We start from the raw sequence: 26,132 nt of genomic DNA on the forward strand, positions 1-26,132 counted from the left end.
TTTCATGCAAAAAAAGACCGCCTCGGTTATCAAAGCCGCCCTCCTTTCCGCCTTCTGTTTGACGCCTCTGGCCGCACAGGCTGCGGAGGAAGTCAACGTTTACTCTTATCGCCAGGAATTTCTGATTCAGCCTTTGCTTGACACGTTCACCAACCAAACCAACATCAAGGTCAATGTCGTATTCGCCAAAGAAGGCGTGGCGGAGAGACTGAAGCGCGAAGGCGCCAACAGCCCCGCGGACCTGGTGTTAAGCACAGATATCGGACAATTGCAGGAACTGACTGACGCCAAAGTGCTGCAGCCAGTAAAATCCGACGTTTTGAACGCCAATATTCCAGAGCAATATCAGGCGGTGGATGATACCTGGTTCGGCCTCACCGCCCGCGCCCGCGTTATTTACGCATCCAAAGAGCGCACCGACCTGAAAAGCATTTCCTATGAAGACCTGGCCAAGCCAGAGTGGAAAGGCCGCATTTGCACGCGCTCAGGCAAGCACCCGTATAACATTGGCCTGATCGCTTCCATGATCGCCCACCACGGCGAAGCCAAAACAGAAGAGTGGCTGCGCAGCGTGAAAGAAAATCTGGCTCGCAAGCCCCAGGGTAACGACCGGGCGCAGGTCAAAGCGATTAAAGACGGCATTTGCGACGTTTCCCTGGGCAACAGCTACTACTACGGCTTGATGCTGACGGATGAGAATCAGATCGAATGGGCCCGCGCGGTGAATTTGATTTTCCCCAACCAGGAGAATCGCGGCTCTCACGTGAATATCAGCGGTGTTGGTCTGACTAAAAGCTCCCCCAACAAAGCGAACGCCATCAAGCTGATGGAGTTTTTAACAGAGAAACTGGCTCAGAAAATGTACTCCGAGCAGAACTATGAATACCCGGTCAAACCCGGCGTGGAACCTTCTGGCCTGGTGCTTTCCTGGGGTGAGTTCAAACGTGATGAGCTACCTTTGTACAAAGTCGGCGAGCTGCGCGAGAAAGCCGTGAAGATGGTGGACAGAGTCGATTTCGACGGCTGATCGCACACAACGACCGCCCGATAACAAGCCGAAGCCTGGGCGCTTCGGCTTTGGCGGTTATAAATTCGGGAACTGACGGTAAGGTCACCCATTAATGGAAGCAGTATCAGCCCCGGTTATACGGGAGCTTTCCAATCACGCGACGACGGGCTCTCCAGACGCCCGCCGCTGGCGTTATTTCAGCGCGATTGTCGCCTTGATCGCCGTCATACCTTTACTCGCCGTCATTTATGTGGCGTTTTTCCCTACAGAGAACATTTGGCCTCACCTCTGGAGCACAGTGCTGCCGCGCTATTTGGAAGCCACGTTCTTCCTGATGCTCGGCGTGGGCTTGCTGGCCACTTTTTTTGGCGTGACCTCCGCCTGGCTGGTGGCGTTCTATCGTTTTCCCGGACGTAAACTGTTTTCCTGGGCGCTGCTACTTCCCTTTGCCGTGCCCGCCTATGTCATCGCCTATGTTTATACGGACCTGCTGGAATACTCCGGTCCGGTGCAGGCGCTGTTGCGGGAGTGGTTCGGCTGGCGCACGCCTCGGGATTACTGGTTCCCTCAGATTCGCAGTCTGGGCGGCGCTATCATTATGTTCTCTCTGGTGCTGTATCCCTACGTCTATCTGACCTGTCGGGCCGCCTTGATGGAGCAGTCAGACAGTTTATTGATGGCCAGCCGTTCTCTGGGCGCTGGAGCCTTGCGCACCTTTTATCGCATCGTGCTGCCGATTATTCGCCCTGCACTCGCCGTGGGTCTGGCGCTGGTGCTGATGGAGACTCTCAACGACTTCGGCACCGTCAGCTTTTTCGCCGTCCAGACGTTAACAGCCGGGCTATACGATACTTGGCTGAACCTTGGCAATGTGGGCGGAGCGGCGCAAATCGCCGCGTTGATGGTGGGCATCGCCCTGGCCTTGCTCTATCTTGAGCGCGCCTCACGACACAAGTCTAAGAGTTATCAAAGCGGCGGTCGCACGCGCCCGCTGACGCCGACGCAACTTACCGGAAAGTCTGCGTATATCGCCTCCGCGTTCTGCTTTTTATTGGTATTTTTCGGCTTCCTGGTTCCGGCTTCCGTGCTCGGGTATTACTCCATCGAATATTTCGATGTTACCTGGAACTCGGAGTTCTTCCGTCTGGCGATGAACTCTTTGCAGCTGGCGACTATCGCCGCTGCGCTTTTAGTCGTTGTCGGCGCGTTGCTGGCTTACTCCCAGCGTATCGCTCCCAGCGCCCTCAATAAATCCATGGCGCGCTTGGCGTCGGTTGGCTACGCCATGCCCGGCGCAGTGCTGGCCATTGGCGTCATTGTGCCTTTGGGCGCATTGGATAATGGCATTGACGGCGTCGCCCGCGACTATTTCAACACCAGCACGGGCCTGATATTCAGCGGCACTATCGCCGCCATCATTTACGCTTATTCCGCGCGCTTTCTGGCGATCTCCCTCGGTTCCGCCGAGAGCGGATTGGGCCGCATCACTCCCTCTATGGATCAAGCCGCCCGTACATTGGGGCACAGTTCTTTATCTATTCTCACCAAGGTGCATTTGCCTCTGCTCAGTCGCAGCATGCTGACGGCGGCGATCATCGTGTTTGTGGATGTGCTGAAGGAGTTGCCGGCGACGCTGATCCTGCGCCCGTTCAACTTTGAGACCCTGGCGACGTATCTGTATCAATATGCGTCGGATGAACTGCTGGAACACAGCGCGCTGGCCGCCATGTTTATCGTGGCGACGGGAATCATTCCCGTCATTTTGCTGAACCGGGCCAGTACGGCGAAACAATATTAAGCAAAGGCCACCAGGGAATTTGGCTTCCCTGGTGGATCGCGAATCAGCTACTGCCAGATGACCGGGGCTTTGGCGCTATACCATTGCTCCAGATGCGGCTTGTAAGCCTCTTCAATGACGTTGCGCTTCAGTTTCATGGTGGGCGTCAGAAAATTATTTTCGATCGTCCACTGTTCAGACACCACCGCCAGGAACTGCAAGCGCTCATGGGGATCAACGCTGGCGTTGATGTCTTGCAGCAGGTTTTGCAAACTCTTCTCCAATGTCTGACGGAAATCCGGATTCGTACGCTTCGGGTAGGCGTCGTCAGACAGCATGACCAGACAATGAGGCTGCGGATAGTCGGAGCCGGCCACGCAAACCATCTCTATCTGCGGATGACTGATGATGCGGTTTTCAATCGGCGCGGGCGCAACATACTTGCCCTTGCTGGTCTTAAACAGTTCCTTTTTACGCCCAGTCAACTTGAGACGGCCCAGCTCGTCCACCTCGCCGAGGTCGCCTGTGCGTAAAAAGCCGTCTTCGGTAAGCGCCTCCGTGGTTTTATCCGGCTCCTTGTAATACCCCATCATGGTGGCGGGACTTTTCACCAAAATTTCCCCGTCCGACCCCACACGCACATCCACGCCAGGCAACGCCTCGCCGACAAAGCCCACTTTGGTTCGTCCCGGTTTGGTCATATGAGAGTAGGCGAAGTTTTCCGACATGCCGTAGCCTTCCAGCAACTCCAGCCCCAACCGGCGATACCAGCTGAGAATGTCCTGCGACAAAGGCGCGGAACCGCTGCCGGCGAATCTGACATACTCCAGCCCCAGGCCTTTCAACACTTTCTTTCTGATCAGATGCGACACGCCGGGGATCTTCAACAGGAAATTCAGTTTTTCCTCTGGCATCTTGCTCAAAACGCCCGCCTGGAACTTGGTCCAGATGCGCGGCACCGCCAGGAATAAAGTGGGCCTGGCCGCTTTCAAGTCGCGCACGAAAGTGTCCAGGGATTCGGCGAAAAACACGTGAAAACCGGTGTACAGCGCCCCCATTTCCACCACAAAACGTTCAAACACATGTGACAGCGGCAGATATGAGAGCATCCGCTCATGGGAACCGACATCCAGAAAGTTCACGACGCCATCCGCCGCAAACGCCAGATTATTAAACGACAGCATCACGCCCTTGGGCATGCCCGTAGAGCCGGAAGTATAGACAATGGTGGCCAGCTCTTCGTGTTTACGGGGCGGACTTTCCTCCAATGGATGCGTCTTGGCGACAATATCTTCCCAGGTAGGGAAATCGTTGGGAGGGCTCAACGGATAAGAAATACAGCGAACATCATCCGGCACGCCGGCTTTCATAGTGTCCCAGTCGTCCAGCTTGCCAACGAACAGCACCTTGGCCTCGCTGTGCTCCAGAATCTGCTGAACACTGTCCGCGCTCAATGTCGGATATAAAGGAACCGATACATAGCCCGCCATCCAGATGGCCAGATCGCTCATGATCCAGTGGGCGCAGTTTTTCGAGAGAATGGCCACCTTGGCGTCTTCCGGCAACCCCAGGGAGCGCAGGTAGGCCGCCATGCGTCGCGCTTCCTGCGCAGTCCGTTGAAAGGTGTAATCGACGGAAAGGTTATCGCCCATCGGCTGAGTCATGAAAACATCGCCGGGGCGGCTTTTTTCCCAGTGGTAAAGACGTTGCAATGGGGTAGGAATATGCGTGTGCAGCTCCATAGTGTGTCCTTGCCTTCTTTTATTAGTATTGTTGGTTATTTATAAATTATTGATTATTAGACTTATTCATTGTACGGACAACTATCTTCGCGAACAGAGTATTCGTTGCGGATAGCGTCTTGGCTCTTCCGGCCCTTAACTCGATCAACCGCAGTATGTAGCGGGTCCCTGAACCAAGTTAGTGTATCCCCTGCCTGCTTGTGAATCCGGGCTTGATTCGCAAAATATCCTAGTCCGATTGACGCAGCAAGCGCTGACTTTGCCCTCTCCAACTTTTGAAAACTCTGTAAAACTTGTCCGCAAACGCCGTGAATCGTGGACCTGCCCCGCCAAGCGGCTATAATAACCCGCCAATACTGCATATATTGACATGTGCTCGTCGGAAGCGTGCGAGGCTATTCCTATCACACCGCCACAGCCCCGGGCCGTCAGTTCTTCGTCGCAATATGGACCGCAGACTGACCACCGGACGCCGCCAGTGAAAAGAAGGTTGAAGCGCACGTTTCCTGAGGAGAATCCATTAAGAAGATAGGTCGAAGGCGTCCATCGCCAGGATCTTTACAACAGGAAAATAATAATGTCTTCTTACCGCTGCCGAAAATGCAAAAATGGAATTCTTATCGCCGCCGTGCAAGGGCACAACGAGACGGAACTTACGGAAACATACGAATGCGACGCCTGCGGACATGTCGCCGTAATACCGTCGCGAATGATTATCTGCAGTCAGATGGTGACAAGCTTCATCGGCGGCCTGATTACCGCCTACCTGTTCATAGAACAGCTGTCGATATTCGTCACCGTCGTGCAATTTAATATAGAACGGAATCTCACCCAGAATATTGTGTTGCTGGTCGTCTCCCTGCTGTTTCTGGCGGGCTTCGGCTATACCCTCTATACGGGCATGCAGGGACTGGCGAAAAGGAAGTTTTATCTCAAAGCGCCGCAGCGAGATAAACGGGTCCGCACGTCATAGCGAGGGTTGACGCGGATTTCCGGTTTTAGAAAACTCCCCTGCCGACTATAATCCGGCTCCCGGCGCACAGGAGTCAGGCGGGCAAAAACCATAACTCATAAAGAGAGATCGTGTATGTCGAAGAAATTGTTGGTGGGCTTGTTGTCCTTGTTACCCTTCATGAGTCCGGCGGCTCTGGCTGCTGACGAGAAATTCGTAGCTATCACCCAGATTGTCGAGCATCCCGCTTTGGACGCCTGCCGCAAGGGCGTACAGGATGAGCTCGCCGAGAGAGGTTTCAAAGTTGGCGAAAACCTGAAGTGGATGTACGAAAGCGCTCAGGGCAACCCAACTACCGCCAACCAGATCGCCAAGAAATTCGCGGGTGAAGAACCTGACGTGATCGTCGCTATCGCCACGCCTTCCGCGATCACCGCCGCCGCCGCCGCGCGCAACACGCCAGTCGTTTTCTCCGCCGTCACCGATCCTCTTGGAGCGAAACTGGTCAAGACGCTGGAAAAGCCCGGCGGCAAAGTCACTGGCACCATGGACATGCTGCCCATCGACAAGCACCTGCAACTGGTTAAGCGCATCGTTCCTGATGTGAAAACCATTGGCACGATCTACAACCCGGGCGAAGCCAACTCCGTCTCGCTGGTGGAAAGACTGAAACAGGAAAGCGCAAGCGCTGGTCTGGTTCTGCGCGAAGCCGCCGTCACCAAGAGTTCAGAGATTCTGAACGCTGCGCGCTCACTGGTTGGAAAAGTCGACGCTATCTACCTGCTGACTGACAACACCGTCATTTCCGGCGTAGAAGCGGTCATCAAAGTCGGCGAACAAAACAAACTGCCGGTCATTGCCGCCGACACAGACACCGTCACCCGCGGCGCCATTGCCGCTTACGGTTTTAACTACTATGACGTAGGCAGACAAACCGGCGGAATCGTAGCGGATATTCTTGAAGGCAAAGCCCCTGGCGATATCGACGTACAAGGCGTTGAAAAGCTGGAGCTTTACCTGAACCCCGGCGCCGCTGAGCGCATGGGCGTCAAACTGGATTCCAAATTGTCTGAAGAAGCCAAGGAAATCGTAGGCGGCTGATTCCGCTCTCTCCAGGGCCTCAAGGAGAGGCCCTCTCCCATCATTGCAGTTGTTCCCGGAGGTACTTTTGTCCCAAATCGCTTTTCTTGGCGCTATTGAAGTCGGCCTTGTTTTCGCCCTCGTCGCCTTCGGCGTGTTTCTGTCTTTCCGCATCCTGGACTTCCCCGACCTCACCGTCGACGGCAGCTTTCCTCTTGGCGGAGCGGTGTGCGCCACCCTGATTACGTTTGGCTGGAATCCCTGGCTGGCCACGCTTGCGGCGATTTCTGCGGGCGCAATGGCGGGCGGCGTCACCGCCTGGTTGAACGTAAGGCTCAAGATACTGCATTTGCTGGCCTCCATACTGACCATGATGGCGTTGTACTCCATTAATTTGCGCATCATGGGCAAACCCAATGTCGCGTTATTGGGCGAACCTACCGTGCTCAGCGTATTTGATACCCTGGGCGTTAAGTATTACTACGCCGCCCCTATTGGCTTTGCTGTCGTAGTCGTCGCCGTCGCCGGTTTTCTGCTGCTCTTCCTGAAGTCAGAACTGGGTCTGGCCATGCGCGCTGCAGGCGCTAATCCACATATGGCGAAGGCGCAAGGAATCAACACTGGTTTCATGATTATGGTGGGCATGGCGCTGTCCAACGGGTTGGTGGCGTTAGCGGGCGCCTTGTTCGCGCAATCCACCGGCAACGCGGACATTACCATGGGCGTCGGCGTTATTCTGGTCGGCTTGGCGTCGGTCATTGGCGGCGAAGCACTGTTAACGCCTCGCACTATATTACTGGCGCTGCTGGGCTGCGTTCTTGGCTCCATACTTTATCGTCTGGCCGTAGCAGCCGCCCTTAACACTGATTTTCTGGGTCTGCAGGCGCAGGACCTCAACCTGATCACCGCCGCGCTGGTGGCCATGGCGATTGTTCTGCCTACCGCAAAACGCGCCGTATTCAAACCCACAGGGAGGCCTTAAGCATGATCCAGGTATCCGAACTTCACGTCTGCTTTGGCCGCGGTACGCCGCTGGAAGTATACGCTCTGCGGGGCGTCGACCTGACTATCCCGCAAGGGCAGTTCGTCACCGTTATCGGTAGCAACGGCGCAGGTAAGAGCACCCTGCTCAACGCCATCGCCGGAGAAATACAGCCTGAGTCCGGCAATATCGTCATCGGCCATCAGGACGTCACCCAGGCGCCCACTCACAAACGCGCCAAAAATGTCGCCCGCGTATTCCAGGACCCCAAGCGAGGCACTTGTGAAACCCTCACCCTGGAAGAAAACCTGGCCCTGGCCCTGGCGCGGGGGAAACGTCGCGGTTTGCGGCGGGCGATCAAGTCCGTCGACAACAAGCGCTTCAAAGAGCTGGTCGCCCGCCTGGGTCTGGGTCTGGAGGAGCGTCTGGGTGATCAGATTGGCCTGCTGTCAGGCGGACAGCGCCAGGCGATGAGCCTGTTGATGGCCACCCTGCAGCCCATAGAGATTCTATTGCTGGACGAACATACCGCCGCTCTCGATCCCAAGACCGCCGCCTTCGTTCTGGAGCTGACCGCGGAAATCGTCGAGCGGGAAAAATTGACGGTTCTGATGGTGACCCACAGCATGCAGCAGGCGCTGGACTACGGCGACCGCACGCTGATGCTGCACGAGGGCAAAATTATTTTTGATATTGAAGGCGAACAGCGCAAGTCCACCACCATTCCGGACCTGTTGAAACTGTTCGAGACCAAAAGCGGGCAAGGGCTGGCCGACGATTCACTGCTTCTGGGCTAGCCTCCAGCGCACTCTTACCGGCCACCCTATTCAGACCGTTAATCCGACGCGGCGGGAAAAACTTTGTAAATTACATTGAGCAATCCTCGCCGCGTTATCTATAGTTAGGATATAAAGCATAAACACCTGTCAAAACAGGCAACGGGCGATCGATCATCATTTACGGGTCATTTGCGCGGTAGTCCTTTAAATGCAAATTCAACAATTCATCCGGAAAAACGGTCAGTGGATGACGCCCCTCCCCGACCAACCGGATCATGACACGGTTTTGCTGCTTTGCTTCGGTCGACAGTCCCTCTTGTTTTCCAATGGCGTCGACTCCGCATTACGCGAAAGTTTCCCCCAGGCCCGATTAGTCGGTTGCTCCACTGCTGGAGAAATCATGGGAACCAAAGTGCTGGAGAACACCCTCACCGTTACAGCGCTCAGCTTCTCCCGGGCAACCATCGCCATCGTTTCCAGCCCGGTTCAGGACGACTCAGATAGCCGCTCTGTCGGCCGTCATGTTGCGCAACAATTGCCGCCTGAAGAGCTGCGCCATGTGCTATTGCTGTCGGACGGCTTGAAAGTCAACGGTTCCGAACTGGTGCAAGGCGCGCAGGATGCCCTGCCTCATAGAGTTAAAATTACAGGTGGACTCGCAGGCGATTACCAGGATTTCACTGATACTTCCGTCTGGGTTGACGCGCCAATGCATGAGGGTCTGGTGGCGGCGATCGGCTTTTACGGCGACTCGTTGCGCATCGGTTACGGCTCCATGGGCGGCTGGGACGCCTTCGGTCCCGACTGGCGCATCAGCAAATCTGAGCGCAACATACTGTTTGAATTGGATAAACATAGTGCGCTTTCTCTTTATAAAGATTATCTGGGCGATTACGCTAACGGGCTACCAGCTACCGCACTGCTGTTTCCCCTACTGGTCAAGCTCGCTGATAATCACTATGTTGTGAGAACGATTCTCGGCATCAATGAGTCGGAGCAATCCATGACCTTCGCTGGCGATATGCCCAAGGCGCCGCCGCCCGTTTTATGAAGGCCAACTTCGAACGGCTCGTTGAGGGCGCCGCCTCAGCAGCGGAGCAAAGTCGCTTTTCCGGCGGACGGCAGCCGCAACTGGCGTTACTGGTCAGCTGCGTCGGCCGCAAAATGGTGCTGAAACAGCGTACGGAAGAAGAAGTGGAAAGCGTTCGCGAAGTGCTCGGCGCCGACACCGCCATATGCGGCTTTTATTCTTATGGCGAAATCAGTCCGGTCATCAATGGGGTTGGCTGCTCCCTGCATAACCAGACAATGACGATTACAACAATCAGCGAAGACTAAGCATGCAACATCAACCAAGCTTAATGACTCCCTATGCATAGGCTGTTAGAGCGCCAGTTGAAAAAACTTTTACCCGCCGATCTGCCACCGGAGCGGCTGCGCGCGCTTCTGGACGCAATTGACGCGGCGTACCTCCAGGCAGACGAAGAGCGCAGCATGCTCGAACGCGCCCTGGAACTGTCTTCGCAAGAACTTACCAAACGCAATCAGGAACTGAAGCAGCAATTGCAGGAGATCTCCACCACCAAACAGGAGTTGGAGAATTCGGTTTCCCTGCTTAACGCCACCCTCAACTCCACCTGTGACGGCATCATTGTGTTCGATCAGGACAATCGGGTAATCGCCTGCAATAACGTGTTTCTGAAAATGTTCGACATGCAGCAGGAAGTGGCGGAAAACATCAACAAACACCACATCCGTCCCTATTTGCGAGAGAAAGTGAAGAACCTGGATGAGCTGACCCGTCTTTGGGAGTTCAATAAACGCTTCAATCAGCGCTCCAGCTATTGCTTGCTGGAAATGAAAGACGGCCGTTTCATCGACTGCTACACCAACCCGCGCATTCATGAGGGCAAAGTGCTCGGTCGGGTGTGGAGTCTGAGCGACATTACCGAACTCAAACGCAGCGAACAGCAGGCGCTGTTTCACTCCTATCACGACAGCCTGACCGGCCTGCCCAACCGAACCTTGTTTCATGAACGCCTCACTCACGCAATCGAGCGACGCGGCGGTCAACAGCGGGATCTGGCGGTCATGTTTCTGGATCTCGACGGCTTTAAGGACATCAACGACTCCACCGGACTGGAGACCGGCGACCAGTTACTGCAAATGGCCGCACAACGCATCAAAGAAACCCTGCCTCCAGAAACCACTGTCGCCCGGTATGGCGGCGACGAATTCATCGTCCTGCTGGAGAACATCAAGACATCCTTTGAGGCGACCCTGATTTCTGAACGCCTGCGTACCGCCATTGATCGCCCCTTCACGGTCGGCGATCAGACTTTCCATCTGACTTGCTCGATTGGCATCGCCCTCTATCCGACCGACAGTCGCGACGCCGATGCTTTGATCCGTAAAGCGGACATGGCGATGAATCACGCCAAGAGCCGCGGCCGCAACAACTGCCAGTTCTTCGCTGACGAATTCGAAATACTCACCTCCCATCGCCTGAGGATTCGCAATAACCTTAAGTCTGCGCTGGAAAAGAACGAATTCAACTTGATGTATCAGCCGAAAATCGCCCTGCACAGCAATATGATCATCGGCGTCGAAGCGCTGATACGCTGGCGTCGCCCCAGCGGCGAAGTAGTTTCTCCGGCGGAGTTTATTCCCGCGGCGGAGGAGAACGGCTTGATTATCGATATCGGCAACTGGGTCACCGAAGAAGCCTGCAAACAACTGCAGCGTTGGGGACGGGAAAATCACCATGACTTTTCCGTCGCCATAAATATCTCCCCGTTCCACTTTCAGCACGCCGATATTCTGAGCACCATCACTCAGGCTTTGCGACGTTATTCCGTGCGCCCCGAACTGCTGGAAGTCGAGCTGACGGAAAGCGCGTTGATGGAGGACATCGAACACACCATCGCGATACTGGGAGAGCTGCGCAAGCTGGGCATCAGTTGTTCTGTAGATGATTTCGGCGCCGGCTATTCTTCGTTGAATTACCTCAAACGGCTGCCGGTGGACACCCTGAAAATCGACAAAATGTTCATTGACGACATCACCAAATCACAGCGCGATCTGGCGCTGGTCGACACCATGATCAACCTCGCTCACCATCTGGATATGCTGGTCGTGGCGGAAGGCGTAGAAACCGAAGAAACGGTCCACCTGCTCAAGGAAAAGCACTGCGATCTGGCTCAAGGCTACTATTTCAGCCGCCCCGTCAGCGGCAAAATGATCAGTGAAATGCTGACCACCCGTTTGCAGGATCGCGCCTGAGCGCCCTCACTCCTTTAAATGCCTCCGCTACATTCCTATTCTTTGACAGGTCCGCTCTCTGTTAGAGTTCTTCAGGTCTGCCGCTGCGAAAAGCAGATAAAGTGTAGGCCTCTTCCAGTTCGTCCGCCGTCGCCGCGCCGCTGCTCATAAACAGCACAACGGTCTTGCTGCGAAGCTTTTGCCGGAGCAGGTAAGCCGCCATGATGGGCGCGCCGCCCGCCGCATCCACCATTTGCCGGGTATGATGCGCCGCCAGCGCCACGCCCTCGTACAACCGGTGTTCCGGCAGTAAAACAAAATCCGCTAGCGCGTCCGCATACAGACTGAATGGGATTTCAAAGGCTTTACTCATACCCAATTCCTGGGAAAACGTACGGGATTCCTGACGTTGCAGCGCGCCGGTTTTCCATGACAAATAAGCCGCCGGGGCCAACTCCGCCTGCACGCCAATCACCTTCAACTTGGGATTAAGGACGCTTGACGCCGCCAGGATGGAAGCAATGCATCCGCCCATGCCGACAGAACCGATCGCCACATCCGCTTCAGGCAATTCTTCGATTACCTCCAGGGCGGCGGTGGCGCAACCATGAATAAACTGCATTTCGTTAGCGGGGTGCACGAAGTAGTAATCGCCGTTTTCCTCCATGCGACGCGCAATGCGTAACGACTCAGGAAAATCAATTCCGTTGGCGCGGACTTCCGCCCCCTGATCCTGCAGAGATTGAATCAATGACAGCGGACTTTTTTCCGGAACCACCACCAGCGCGCTCATGTTGAACATGCGGGCGGCGCACGCCAGCGCGCCCCCCGAAGCTCCGTTGGCGGCGGTGACGATGCGGGTGACGCCATTGCGCCGCAATTCCCACGCAAGATTGACCGCGCCACGTATTTTTTGGCTGGCGGTGGGGTTATGATTCTCGTGTTTGATGTAGATATCCGCGCCTACCAGCCTAGATAGGCTCTCATAGCGGAGCAATTGAGTTGCTTTGAGATTACGCGAAACCGTTTGACGGGCTTTGAATATGTCGCGAATATCAACGACTTGGTCCTTCATAAGTCAGTCTCAGGCAATGTGGGCGACGGCTAGCATATACGCAGGCGCGTTCAGGCGCTGTGACTGCATTCAAAGTAAAGAAAGGTAACAAGGAGCAAAAGGACATCCATGCTAATTTCTCCAGCATCCCTGCACTCGCATTTGGGCGACGCCAAATATCGCATTATCGACTGTCGCTTCGCGCTCAACGACCCGGAATACGGACGCCTCGCCTATCTGCAGGATCACATTCCAGGGGCCGTATACGCCGACCTGAACAAGGACTTATCAGCCCCGGTGATTCCAGGTAAAACAGGTCGCCATCCTTTGCCGGAGGTCCAAAAGTTTCTGGGCTGGCTACAGCAGGCGGGGATCACCTCGGAAGATATCGTCGTCGCCTATGATGATGGTCCCGGCGCCTACGCCTCTCGCTTGTGGTGGTTGTTAAAATGGCTCGGACACGCAGATGTCCGTATTCTGGACGGCGGTCTGAAAGCCTGGCGCGCCGCGGGTTATGAAATGTCTACTGAGCCAGCGACGCCCAAGCAGGTTGACGCTTACGAAGCGACGCCCGACGAGCGCCTGCTGGTGACGGCGGAGGAATTGCACAGCAAGCTGAACGACGCGTCGGTCAATATTCTGGACGCCCGCGCGGCGCCGCGATTCGCTGGAGAAATGGAGCCGATAGATCCAGTCGCCGGACACATCCCTAACGCAATCTGCGCGCCCTTTGAAGAAAACCTGACCCCCGAAGGCGCATTCAAACCGGAAGAAGAATTACGCCGCCGCTTCGCCAACTATTACGCCCACGGCAAAGCCTGGGAAGTCATTTGCTACTGCGGCTCCGGCGTCACCGCCTGCCACAACATCTTCTCCGCCCACCTGGCGGGCTACCCCATGCCCAAACTCTACCCCGGCTCCTGGAGCGAGTGGATCACCGATCCCAACCACCCCATTGCCGTCGGCAACGAATAGCCTTAGCGCAATATAAACATCCCAGCGGCGTCATTGCCTTACAATGGCGCCCTTGTCACGCTCACTTAATATTGATTTGGAATCAGTTATACCACTGCGCCCATCGATACATTCGCTCTCATTTCTGCATGGTATTCTGAACTATTAATCCGACAAGCACATAGAAACCTTCTATTCTCCTCAAATAATATTGTCTTAACCTGTCAGGATCTAACTTTTAAAATTTACATCGTAAAATTAATCAATCTTCTTAATCCTGCTACATTACAAAATGTAACTGACAGCCCAAGAAAAATATTCAACCTGCCTCGCCCTCCCAACAATTAACTCATATCTTTGAGAAAGATAGATATAAAATCCACGAAATTACCGACATTTTTCAGCTATCTCCAAGATCTACAGACTCATAAAAAGGCAACTTCCCTTAAGTACTTAATGCGGTTGATAAAGGAATTTAAAGAGCCGTAAATTACTTCTTTTTCGCACACCAAGTGATCGTTCACATATTTATTCTCGAAAACAACACCAATCATTTTATAATCATTTACATCAGGGACAGGTACAAAAATGTCAATTTCTAATCAAGACAAAGAAAAGTGGATTTCATTACATCCTTCCCAAGAGGAAGTTTATTTTGACCAATTAATGCATCCAGAAAGTGCTCACTACAATATTGGCGGATACTTCAAAATAAAAGGCGGCCTTAATATTGAAAAATTCAGAGAGGCGATAAAAAAATCAATCCATTCTATTGGCTTATTTGGAATAGAGTTTGATTTTTCTGGCGAAACTTTAAGGCAGAATTTTGATTCATATAATCGTAACGATGAAATATCATATTTTGACTTATCCAAAGAAGAAAACCCTTCACTGGCTGCCGAAAACTGGGTTAAAAATTATTTCTCAACCCCCTTTGATCTCAACCAGAAGTATTTATACGAAAACACATTACTCAAAATAAGCGATTCAAGCCATTGGTGGGTTAACAAGTCACACCACATATTAATAGATGGATTGGGGTATATAAACTATGGAAAAATAGTTTCTGAGTCATATAGCAACCTAATCCATGATGAATCACTGGAATGGTTAAAAAGAACTCCCTCTTACCAAAAGTGCATAAACAGTTCAAAAAGCTATTTTTTATCTGAAAAATATCAAAAAGACAGGCTCTACTGGATAGACCAGTTTAAGTCTTTCCCCTCTCCCTCCCTGACCCAAAAGTACGCATTAGGAAGCCATAAAAGCGAACACTACTCACTAGAACTACCTACAGATAACGCAGTTCATATAAAAAGACTGGAAAGGACATTTAACGCATCCTTACTCAAGCTTACGGTTGCCGCCTTATCCATTTATTTTTCCAGGGTGAACTCTGTCGACACACTTACATTCGGATTACCCGTTCATAATCGCCGCAATAAAGAAGAGCGACTTACAGTTGGAATGATGACAGGCGTCATTCCTTTTAAAGCGAGCATTTCTCCTGAGATGACCTTGTCTGAGCTTATAAAGGGAATATCTCAAAAACTAAGAAAAAGCTATAGACATCAACGATACCCTATCAGCCATTTGAAGCGCGACTTAAAAAAAATAACCAGCAATACAGGCGAAATATTCGATGTACTCATAAATCATGAGGCATTTAATTTGGATTTACATTTTGACGGCCTCAAAAGTTCATTTGAGCACCTATCAAGCGATGATGAGATGACGCCATTACAAATCCGATGGTGCGATTACGGGGCCAATCAGCCTTTACAGCTCAAACTCAGCTATAGAACTGACTATTTTTCAAAAGATGAGGCCGCATTATTAGCGGACAGAATTGTCCATATGCTGCTCAGTTTTGAGCAATTTCATGATCAGTCTATCGACCTTATTCCTATCCTCACTCACCAGGAAACGCAACAGCTGCTCATTGACTGGAACCAAACCGCCGCGCCCTATCCGGCCAACCAATGCATCCATGAGTTGTTTGAAGCCCAGGCTGTGAAGTCTCCACATGCGGTGGCGGTAGTGTTTGAAAACGACGCGTTGACCTATGGCGAACTCAACCTGCGCGCCAATCAGCTGGCTCATTACTTGATCGAACAAGGGGTGAAGCCCGACACGCTGACGGGACTCTGTGTGGAGCGCAGCCTAGAGATGATCATTGGGCTACTGGGTATCCTGAAAGCCGGCGGCGCTTATGTGCCGCTGGACCCCAGCTATCCCATGGAACGACTGGGTTACATGATCGAAGACAGCGGCGTTGAGCTGGTCGTGACTCAAACTGCGCTAAAGAGATCCATTCCTCCTCTGGCGAACATCTCCTCTATTTGCCTGGATGCGGAAGACCATCAGCAACTACTCTCCCTGTGCTCCGATAGGAATATTGCCAAAAACCGCCTGCAACTGACTTCGCAGCACCTGGCGTATGTGATTTACACCTCGGGTTCGACAGGAAAACCAAAGGGGGTATGCCTTGAACATCGAGGGCTGGTTAATTTGGCGCTGGCTCAGCAATCCTTGTTTGACGTCACCGCGTTCAGCCGGGTATTACAGTTTGCTTCGCTTAGTTTTGACGCCGCCACCTGGGAATGGTGCATGGCCCTGATAGCAGGCGCCTCTCTACATATGCATAGACAGGAGACGATAGCTTCAGCTGAAGCACTTTCCGCAGTCGTGGAGCGTCAGCAATTAACACACGCGACTTTGCCGCCGGCAATGCTGGCTGTTTTAGATATTGATCAGTGGAAGAGTGTTAAGCACTTAATCGTCGCCGGAGATAGTTGTCCTTTATCACTTGCACGGCAATGGAAGGTTAACCGGAGTTTCTATAATGCTTACGGCCCTTCGGAAGCAACCGTTTGTTGCTCGACTTATTCCTTGGCAGAACTCTCTACTGCTTTATCTATCGGCTCCCCAATTGCGAATACACAACTCTATGTGTTATCTCCGAACCAGTCCCTACAACCTATTGGCGTAACTGGCGAGCTCTATATTGGCGGAGCGGGACTCGCCCGCTGCTATTTAAACCGTCCCGACCTCACCGCAGAGAAGTTCATCCCAAACCCTTTCAACGACGATCCCAATGACCGTTTGTACCGCACCGGGGATCTCGCTCGCTGGCTGCCGGATGGAAACCTGGAGTTCCTGGGCCGGATTGATCATCAGGTCAAAATTCGCGGCTTTCGCATTGAGCTCGGGGAAATCGAGGCGGTTTTACTACAGCATGAGGCCATTAGGGAAGCCGTTGTGGTTGCTCGCGAAGACCGAGACGATAAACGTCTGGTGGCGTACGTCGTGGCAGTCGCCGATAAGACGGCTTCGAACTCCTTGATTGATGAGCTAAGGCAGATCATCAAACAACAATTGCCTGACTATATGACGCCCGCGGCGTTTGTAACCCTGGATTCACTGCCGTTAACCCCCAACGGCAAAGTCGATCGCAACGCCTTACCGGCCCCAGACTACGCCGCCTCTGCGGACGAGTTTGTGGCGCCAGCCACCCCCACGGAATGCAAACTGGCTGGCATATGGCGGTCGCTGCTAAAGATCGACCGCCCCATCAGCGCAAACGCCAACTTCTTTGAGTCAGGGGGTCACTCCTTGTTAGCCGTTCGCTTGGCCACACTCATTCGGGAGACTTTTTCTGTCGAGGTCACGATCAAAGACCTGTTCAACACACCGCATCTGTCTGAGATCGCCGCATTAATTGAGCAAAGCGTCCCAACTGCACTTAAGGCTCCCGCCATTACGCCGAGAGATCCGCAGATCACGGAGATTCCGCTGTCCTATGCGCAACAGCGCTTATGGTTTATTGACCAGATGGAAGGCGGCAGCGCGCACTACAATATGCCCGGCGCGTTACTGCTGGAAGGTCGCTTGAATCTAACCGCATTAAACCACGCCTTATCCACGATCATTCAGCGACACGAGAGTCTGCGCACCTGTTTCACCACGGTCGATGGCCATGCCCATCAGCACGTGCTGCCGCCCCCCGCCGACTGGGCTCTCAATGTGGTGGACCTACACGACTTGGGAGGCGAAGCATTAGATCAAGCCATTCAACAACTTCAACTGGACGAAGCCTCCGCCCCCTTCGACTTAAGCCGAGACTATCTGCTGCGCGGACGATTGCTACGGCTTGCCGATCAGCGCGCCTTGTTATTGCTGACCATGCACCATATCGCTTCCGATGGCTGGTCAATCGGCGTATTGGTCCGTGAGCTGAACGCCTTGTATACGGCGTTCACTCAGGGCCAATCCAATCCCCTGCCCCCGTTAGTCGTCCAATATGCGGACTACGCCCTGTGGCAACGGAACTATTTGCAGGGCGAGCCGCTGGAGCAGCAGGTGGCGTACTGGCGAGACCAGCTGCAGGGGCTGCCGGAGGTGCATCAGTTACCCCTGGATCACCCGCGTCCGTCGGTGCAGACCTTTGACGGGGCCGCTTATCACTGTGTCATCGGCAAAGCCCTCAGTGACGCATTTAAGCGCTATTGCGTCAGCCGGGGCGCCACGTTGTTTATGGGGTTGCATGCAGCGTTTTCCGTGTTGTTGAGCCGCTATAGCGGCGAAACGGATATAGTGGTCGGTTCCCCCGTCGCCAATCGCGAGCAGGCGGAAGTCGCTTCGCTCATCGGCTTCTTTGTGAATACACTGGTTCTGCGTGCGGGTCTGTCTGAGAACCCGACCTTCGACGCATTGCTCCAGCAGTGCAGGCAAACGCCGTTGGAGGCCTACGCCCATCAACAGGTTCCCTTTGAGCAGCTGGTCGAAGCGCTACAGCCCGCTCGACATCTCAGCCATCACCCATTATTTCAGGTGATGCTCGCCCTGCAAAACAACCAGCAAGAGACCCTGTCCCTGCCCGAACTGACGCTATCGATGCAAACGCCTGAATTCACGATAGCCAAGTTTGACCTGACCTTGAATGTAGCAGAAGACGCAGAAGGCCTGACACTGGATTGGGAATACAACAAACAGCTGTTCGAAACCGCGACCATTCAGCGTATGGCGGGTCATCTCAATCAACTGCTCACGGAAATCGTCGCCAGACCGGATCAATCGATCAACGCCTACTCCTTGCTTACCCAGCAGGAGACTCAGCAACTGCTTGTGGACTGGAACCAAACCGCCGCGCCCTACCCGGCCAACCAATGTATCCACGAGTTGTTTGAAGCCCAGACGGCGAAAACCCCGAATGCGGCGGCGGTCCTGTTTGAAGAGGACGCGTTGACCTATGGCGAACTCAATCGACGCGCTAATCAGCTGGCCCATTACTTAATCGAACAAGGGGTAAAACCCGACACACTGGTGGGGCTTTGCGTGGAGCGCAGCCTGGAGATGATTATAGGGCTACTGGGCATCTTGAAAGCCGGCGGCGCTTATGTGCCGCTGGACCCCAGCTATCCCATGGAACGACTGGACTACATGATCGAAGACAGCGGCATTGAACTAGTCGTGACTCAAACCACGCTGAACGGATCTATTCCTCCTCTGGCGAGCCTCTCCTCTATTTGCCTGGACGCCGAAAATCACCAGCAATTACTCTCCAGGCATTCTGATAAGAATATTGCTAAAGGCCGCCTGCAACTGACTTCGCAGCACTTGGCTTATGTGATTTACACCTCGGGTTCGACCGGCAGGCCGAAAGGGGTGCTTACCCCTCATCAAGGAGTAACACGTTTAGTCATCGGCAATAGCTATGCGCCATTAAGCAATAGAACCGTCATGGGCCAGTGCGCGACGATTACATTTGATGCAGCTACGTTTGAGGTCTGGGGGGCTTTACTTAATGGCGGAAGACTGGTCCTCTATCCTCAGCCAGTCATAGACATTCTGCAACTCCATGAGTTTATACACAACAACCATATCAACACTATATGGCTAACCTCTGGCTTATTTGATCAGTTCGCTACAGATACACCCAAGCTCAATTCCCTGAAATACATTCTAACGGGAGGAGATATAGTTTCGCCTCATACAGTTTCCAAGCTGTACTCCACGAACCCAGACTTAATAATTATTAATGGCTATGGCCCAACTGAAAATACAACCTTTACTTGCTGCTTTACAACTTCCCCCAGCCTCGGTGTAAATAGGTCTGTTCCTATTGGTCGACCCATTAAAAATTCAACCGTTTATGTATTATCACCGAATCAGTCACTACAACCCATTGGGGTAGCCGGTGAACTCTACATTGGCGGCGCGGGGCTCGCTCGCGGCTACTTGAACCGTCCCGACCTCACCGCAGAGAAGTTCATCCCAAACCCTTTCAACGACGATCCCAATGACCGTTTGTACCGCACCGGGGATCTGGTTCGCTGGCTGCCGGATGGAAACCTGGAGTTCCTGGGCCGGATTGATCATCAGGTCAAAATTCGCGGCTTTCGCATTGAGCTCGGGGAAATCGAGGCGGTTTTACTACAGCATGAGGCCATTAGGGAAGCCGTTGTGGTTGCTCGCGAAGACCGAGACGATAAACGTCTGGTGGCGTACGTCGTGACAGCCGCAGATAAGACGACTTCGAATGCCTTTGTCTTGATTGAGGATCTAAGGCAGACCATAAAACAGCAATTGCCGGACTATATGACGCCCTCAGCGTTTGTAACGTTGGACTCATTCCCGCTAACCCCCAACGGCAAAGTCGATCGCAACGCCCTGCCAGCCCCGGACTATACGCCTCAAGTTGACTACATCGCACCGACGTCGCCCATTGAGACGCAGCTTGGCGCGATCTGGCGAGAAGTGCTGGGACTTGACCAAGTGAGCGTTGACGCAAACTTCTTTACCGTGGGCGGGGATTCCATAAAAGCCATGCAGGTGGCCTCCAGAGCACAACGAGCAGGCCTGGCGTTAACCACCCGTCAGCAGTTTACGCACCAGACCATTGCTGAACTCGCCTTGCAGGTGACGGCCAAAGTCGAAGCCGATGCGCCTCAGAAAGACAGCGAAGGAGCGCAGACCTTATTGCCCATACAGCAACACTTTCTCGCAACGCAGCCCATTGGCGCGCAACACTTTAACCAGGCCGTTCGCGTATCCTTACCCGCTGGCGTGACAGAAGAGTCCTTGCACCAAGCTCTGGCGGCGATAGTAGCGCGTCATGACGTATTGCGTCTGGCCTTCCAACAACAGGCTCCACACTGGCGCGCCAGCTACCGGTCTATCGCTCCCGAAGCGATAGCCAAAACGATACAGCGTCTGAGCCTGCCTCCCATGGCGGAGGACGCCCGGCGGCGGCAGATCATCGAGAAGGCGAACCCGTTACAAGCCAGTTTTGATCTGGCGCAACCGCCGCTAATCCGCTGGCTCTGGGTTTACGATGAGGCGACAGCCGCCAGCGAACTTATTTGGATCATGCATCACCTGATTGTGGACGGCGTGTCATGGCGGATTTTGCTCCAGGACTTGCAACAGGCGCTTGAGCAATACGCCGCCTCCGCCACTATCACGTTGGCGCCCAAAACCAGCAGCTACCAAGCCTGGGCCGAACAACTGGAGGCGTACAGCGAGACATCCGCCTGCCAGCAAACCGCCAGTTATTGGCGACAGACGCTAAGTCAGCCCGCGCCGGACTTACCGGCCCGCCCCTTGTCGTCGACCGATAGCCTGGATTACCAGCAGACGGCTTATCACTCCCTGCAACTCAGCGAGACCTTGACTCAGCAACTGCTGCAGCAAAGCAACGCCTGTTATCACACCCAGATCAACGACCTGTTATTGACCGCTTTATTATTAGCCGTCACCGACTGGACCGGCGGCGACAGTTTACGCGTTGATCTGGAAGGACACGGGCGCGAGACGTTGTTTGAAGAGATTAACCTGAGTGAAACCGTCGGCTGGTTCACCTCTGTTTTCCCGGTGCATTTACGCAAGGCGACCAATGCATCCGCAGACTCTGCAGAGTTAGGCGAGCACATTAAGGCGGTGAAGGAACAGCTGCGACAGATACCGAACAAGGGCATTGATTATGGAGTGTTGCAACGCTTTCAATCGGACGCTTTGCCCGAGCATCAGCCCTCTGCCGTGGTCTTCAATTATTTAGGTCAGTTTGATCAAACCAACGCACTTCAGCTGTCCATGGCCGACACAGGGGAAAGCGCTGGTCCAAGACTGCAACGCGAACACCTCCTGGGCTTCAATTGCCTGGTGGCTTCCGGGCAATGGCGACTCACTCTGGACTATCACTCCGGGCAATTCGCCGCTGAGCAAATCGCCCAACTGGCGGACCGCTACCGCTTTTACTTAACCGAGATCATTCGCCATTGCGCCCACTCCGCGGGAAGCCATACGCCTTCAGACTTTCCTCTGGTTAAATTATCTCAACGCCAGCTCGACCGGTTACAGCAGGACTATCCCACATTAGAGGATCTCTACCCCAGCACGCCGATGCAGCAAGGGATGTTGTTCCACACCGAGCTAAGCGGGGACACGGGGGTGTATATGACCCGGCTGGGAATCATGCTGCGCCAGCTTGACCCGCTCCTGTTTCAACAGTGCTGGCGAAGCCTGATAGCGCGCCATGCCATCCTGCGAACCGCCTTTGCCTCGGTAGAAGGACAAGAGCCGCTGCAGCTTGTTCAATCCCAGGCGGAAGCGCCCTGGCGGCGGCTGGACTGGCGTCCATTAAGTGAGACGGAGCAACAGGCGACCCTGCAGGCGCTACTGGAAGAGACGCCGCATTATGACCTGCGACGGGCGCCGCTCATGGATTTTACCCTGGCGCAAACGGGCGACTCCGATTATTGGTTTGTCTGGCGTCACCATCATGCTTTGCTGGATGGCTGGTGTTTGCCGATCCTGTTTAAAGAACTGCTCACGCTCTATCAACACGGAGCGAATCAACAGTCCCTCCCGTTACCCGCTGTCGCGCCTTTCCGAGAGTATATCGCCTGGTTGCAACAGCAAAGCTCCACGCAGGCGGAAGACTATTGGCGCGCCTATTTAGCCGGATTTAACGCGCCAACGGCGCTGCCCGGCGCCCGTCCGTCGATCGCCACCGCGGATGCACAGCCGCAACAGGAAGCAGGCCTGACTCTCTCAGCGACGCTCACCACGCAGCTTCAGCAATTGGCCCAGAGCCAGCAGGTGACGCTCAATAGCGTCGTGCAAGCCGCATGGGGACTGTTGCTCAGCCGCTATAGCGGCGAGCAGGATGTGGTGTTTGGCGGCACGCGCTCAGGACGCCCGGAGGCGCTGCCCGGCGCAGAGTTCATGGTGGGACTGTTTATCAACAGCGTCCCCATGCGGCTACAGCTGACAGGTAACCTCTCTATCGCCGATTGCCTGCAACAATTACATAAGGCCCAAGCCTCACACGACCATTACAGCTACGCACCATTAGTGGATATTCAACACTGGAGCGAGATCGGCGGCGGCCGTCATTTATTCGAATCACTGCTTGTATTTGAAAACTACCCGCTGGACGCCTCATTAACGGAATCTACCTCTTCCTCCGATCGATTCGTCATAGCACAGGTTATCGCAAACGAGCAGACGAACTATCCTCTGAGCCTGTCTATAGTTCCCGATGACCGGCTGCACTTTAAATTGCTGTATCAACCACAGCGCTTCGCTGAGGACAGCATTCGTCGGCTGCTGACACATTTACAGCAACTTCTCATCGCTATGACTCGGGCAGAAGCGTCATCCGCGATGAGCGGATTAAATATGCTGACCGAGCAGGAAACCCGACAACTGCTCATTGACTGGAACCAAACCGCCGCGCCCTACCCGGCCGACCAATGCATCCACGAGTTGTTTGAAGCCCAGGCTGCGAAGTCTCCGCAGGCGGTGGCGGTAGTGTTTGCAGACGACGCGTTGACCTATGACGAGCTCAATCGACGCGCCAATCAGCTGGCCCATTATTTAATCGAACAAGGCGTAAAACCCGATTCCTTGGTGGGACTTTGTGTGGAGCGCAGCCTGGAGATGATCATTGGGCTACTGGGCATATTAAAAGCTGGCGGCGCCTACGTGCCGCTGGATCCTTCCGCGCCGCCTGCAAGGATTCAAGCCATATTGGATGACTGCCAGCCTGTGTTATTGATATCGCAGACGCGCTGCGCCGAATCATTGAGTAGCTACTCTGGCGCTTTAGTTTGTTTGGATGCTGATTGGTCCATTATTGAAAGCTCTCCCGGCAGTCAATCACCTGTCTCCAGCCGCTCCAATGACTTGGCTTATGTGATCTATACATCCGGCTCCACAGGGAAACCCAAAGGCGTATTACAACACCATCAGACCCTGCTGAATCTGGTCCAGCATCAGGCATTGGAAGGGCAATTAATTCAGGCGATGAGGACGCTTCAGCTTACCAACATCACTTTTGACGTAGCGCTGCAAGAGATCGTCACCAGCTGGTTTACAGGAAGTTGCCTTGTACTTATCCATAACGATGCGAGACTGGATATGTCACAGCTAGCGGCTGTGTTATCCAATCAACGCATTGAGCGCCTGTTTATTGCGCCTGCGTTGTTACAGGCGCTAACTGACTTCTTAAACAAACAGAAAATCCTCTTGCCATATGTAAAAGAAATCATTACTGCCGGCGAAGCGCTGCAAATCACTGGCAGCTTACATCAGTTTATGCAAACCCATCCCAGCTGTGGCTTATGGAATCATTACGGCCCTTCTGAAACGCACGTGGTGACAATTGAACGGGTGAAAGAATTCAACGTGGGCGATATCCCGGCAATAGGCAAACCCTTAAAAAACCACCAGTGCTATGTAGTAAATCAACAGAATCAGCTTCAACCTATTGGCGCGCCTGGAGAGTTATTGGTTAGCGGAACGGGCCTCGCCCGCGGCTACTTAAACCGCCCCGACCTCACTGCGGAGAAGTTTATTCCAAATCCTTTCAGCGACGGCGCCAATGACCGTTTGTATCGCACCGGGGATCTGGTGCGCTGGCTGCCGGATGGCGACCTGGAGTTCCTGGGCCGGATTGATCATCAGGTCAAAATTCGCGGTTTTCGCATTGAGCTCGGGGAAATCGAGGCGGTTTTACTACAGCATGAGGCCATTAGGGAAGCCGTTGTGGTTGCTCGCGAAGACCGAGACGATAAACGTCTGGTGGCGTACGTCGTGACAGCCGCAGATAAGACAACTTCGAATGCCTTTGTCTTGATTGAGGATCTAAGGCAGATCATCAAACAGCAATTGCCTGACTACATGACGCCTTCAGCATTTGTAACCCTGGATTCACTGCCGCTAACACCCAATGGTAAAGTCGATCGCAACGCCTTACCAGCCCCAGACTATGCCGCCTCTGCGGACGAGTTTATGGCGCCAGCAACCCCCACAGAATGCAAACTGGCTGACATATGGCGATCGCTGCTGCAGATCGACCACCCTCTCAGCGCCAGCGCCAACTTCTTTGAGTCAGGGGGGCATTCCTTGTTAGTGATGAGATTAGTTTCAGCAATTAGTGATCAGTTCGGGGCGCAAATTGCTATAAGAGATATTTTTGGGCATTCCCAATTAAAAGACCTGGCTACATTTATTGACGCCTATCGTACCGAAGATAGGCTCAGAGAATGGAAGCCACTGGTGAGGTTATCGGACGAAACATTAACGAATAAAGTCTCCTCTAAACTATTCTGCGTGCCTGGAGCGGGAGGGTTTAGTATCGCTTACCAAGCACTATCAGACGAGCTAAGTCAGTTTACGCAGGTATTAGTATTTGAAGCTAAAGGACTTGATGGAGCCCAAGAGCCTCATAATGATTGGAATGCATTGATTAGCTGTTACCTGGATGCGATCACTATCGAGCAACCGATAGGCCCCTACTACTTATTAGGTCACTCTTTTGGCGGACGGGTAGTATTTGAACTCGCACGAAAACTGGAAGCCCGCAGCCAGGAAGTGCATGTCATTATTTTAGATACAGTGCTATCTAACTCTATCCTTTCCAGTGAAGTTTCCGCCATGCCTGACATGAGTGTCGCAGAAAAGGTGCTGCATGTTATAGATGAGTTTCTTGGAGAAGCATCTATAGATCCAAACCGCAATTTCCCGTCAGCGAAAGAGAAAGTTAAGCAATTAATGGTAATGGGGGGCCTGCTTCCCGCCAATGGCAATACCCAACTACTGGATGGGTTCTTAGAAGTCTATGCTGCTCAGGAGTCACTATTCAATCAATATAAGCCAAGCGGCAGGTTGGATGGCAAGCTTCTTTTTTTATACAGCGAAGACTCCTATCCCGGAGGGAAGCTTCTTTTGGCCATTGAGAACTACAACCAGCTATGCGCCCAGCCCATTAATGCGCACAAGGTGGATGGCGGACATGTCTCAATGTTAAGAGCTAAGAACGTTCATTCTATTGCCTCCGCTATCGCACCTATTCTGGCTACAGAGAGAAGCATCAGCATGAATAGCAAAAGCAATGAGGAGGAAATGCTTTTGTAGAAATGGGAATATGACTTCTTCCTGGCCCCTCCTGACAACTATCACTGGGCGTATTCGCTTTTCATAAAGGGAACACGCCATAACGAAAAACGCCTCCATATAGGAGGCGTTTCCATAAA

General features: G+C 53.4%; 11 protein-coding genes and 1 pseudogene. 10 read left to right on the forward strand and 2 right to left on the reverse strand.

The features are described from left to right. Window positions 1–4 precede the first annotated feature (4 nt). Both EUZ85_RS22535 and EUZ85_RS22540 read left to right on the forward strand, forming a co-directional pair. Entirely contained in the window at window positions 5–1,027 is a 1,023-nt protein-coding gene (locus EUZ85_RS22535) for a Fe(3+) ABC transporter substrate-binding protein (protein WP_206617934.1), read from the forward strand. Window positions 1,028–1,121: 94 nt separating this feature from the next. Beyond that, complete coding sequence (locus tag EUZ85_RS22540) at window positions 1,122–2,807, forward strand: iron ABC transporter permease (protein WP_127972160.1); 1,686 nt, start codon at window positions 1,122–1,124, stop codon at window positions 2,805–2,807. 47 nt (window positions 2,808–2,854) lie between these two features. Here EUZ85_RS22540 and EUZ85_RS22545 read toward each other — a convergent pair whose 3' ends face one another. Then, window positions 2,855–4,528, reverse strand: coding sequence for an AMP-binding protein (locus EUZ85_RS22545; RefSeq protein WP_127972162.1), 1,674 nt, complete (start codon window positions 4,526–4,528; stop codon window positions 2,855–2,857). A 577-nt stretch (window positions 4,529–5,105) separates the two neighbouring features. Between EUZ85_RS22545 and EUZ85_RS22550 the strand changes: the two genes are divergently transcribed. From EUZ85_RS22550 to EUZ85_RS22580, 6 genes and pseudogenes are all read left to right on the forward strand, one after another. Beyond that, window positions 5,106–5,501 carry a hypothetical protein gene (locus EUZ85_RS22550; protein WP_127972165.1) on the forward strand — a complete coding sequence of 132 codons (396 nt, stop codon included), beginning with the start codon at window positions 5,106–5,108 and terminating at the stop codon, window positions 5,499–5,501. A 114-nt stretch (window positions 5,502–5,615) separates the two neighbouring features. Next, complete coding sequence (locus tag EUZ85_RS22555) at window positions 5,616–6,581, forward strand: ABC transporter substrate-binding protein (protein ID WP_127972167.1); 966 nt, start codon at window positions 5,616–5,618, stop codon at window positions 6,579–6,581. A 67-nt stretch (window positions 6,582–6,648) separates the two neighbouring features. After that, on the forward strand, window positions 6,649–7,542 hold the full coding sequence (locus EUZ85_RS22560; RefSeq protein WP_127972169.1) for an ABC transporter permease: 894 nt from the start codon (window positions 6,649–6,651) through the stop codon (window positions 7,540–7,542). A 2-nt stretch (window positions 7,543–7,544) separates the two neighbouring features. Then, on the forward strand, window positions 7,545–8,339 hold the full coding sequence (locus EUZ85_RS22565) for an ABC transporter ATP-binding protein (protein ID WP_127972172.1): 795 nt from the start codon (window positions 7,545–7,547) through the stop codon (window positions 8,337–8,339). A gap of 229 nt (window positions 8,340–8,568) precedes the next feature. Then, a pseudogene (locus EUZ85_RS22570) lies at window positions 8,569–9,659 on the forward strand (FIST signal transduction protein). Window positions 9,660–9,716: 57 nt separating this feature from the next. Next, window positions 9,717–11,603, forward strand: coding sequence for a bifunctional diguanylate cyclase/phosphodiesterase (locus EUZ85_RS22580; protein ID WP_246842212.1), 1,887 nt, complete (start codon window positions 9,717–9,719; stop codon window positions 11,601–11,603). Between the two features lie 61 nt (window positions 11,604–11,664). Here EUZ85_RS22580 and EUZ85_RS22585 read toward each other — a convergent pair whose 3' ends face one another. Then, on the reverse strand, window positions 11,665–12,657 hold the full coding sequence (locus EUZ85_RS22585; RefSeq protein ID WP_127972177.1) for a threonine/serine dehydratase: 993 nt from the start codon (window positions 12,655–12,657) through the stop codon (window positions 11,665–11,667). A gap of 108 nt (window positions 12,658–12,765) precedes the next feature. Between EUZ85_RS22585 and EUZ85_RS22590 the strand changes: the two genes are divergently transcribed. Together EUZ85_RS22590 and EUZ85_RS22595 are read left to right on the forward strand one after the other, a co-directional pair. Further along, the gene (locus EUZ85_RS22590) at window positions 12,766–13,611 is read left to right on the forward strand and encodes a sulfurtransferase (protein ID WP_127972179.1); all 846 of its coding nucleotides are present in this window, start codon (window positions 12,766–12,768) and stop codon (window positions 13,609–13,611) included. Window positions 13,612–14,178: 567 nt separating this feature from the next. Next, window positions 14,179–26,013: a non-ribosomal peptide synthetase gene (locus EUZ85_RS22595; protein ID WP_127972181.1), complete on the forward strand. Its 11,835-nt coding sequence runs from the start codon at window positions 14,179–14,181 to the stop codon at window positions 26,011–26,013. Window positions 26,014–26,132 lie beyond the last annotated feature (119 nt).

The organism is Hahella sp. KA22 (assembly GCF_004135205.1).
Taxonomy (GTDB): Bacteria; Pseudomonadota; Gammaproteobacteria; order Pseudomonadales; family Oleiphilaceae; genus Hahella.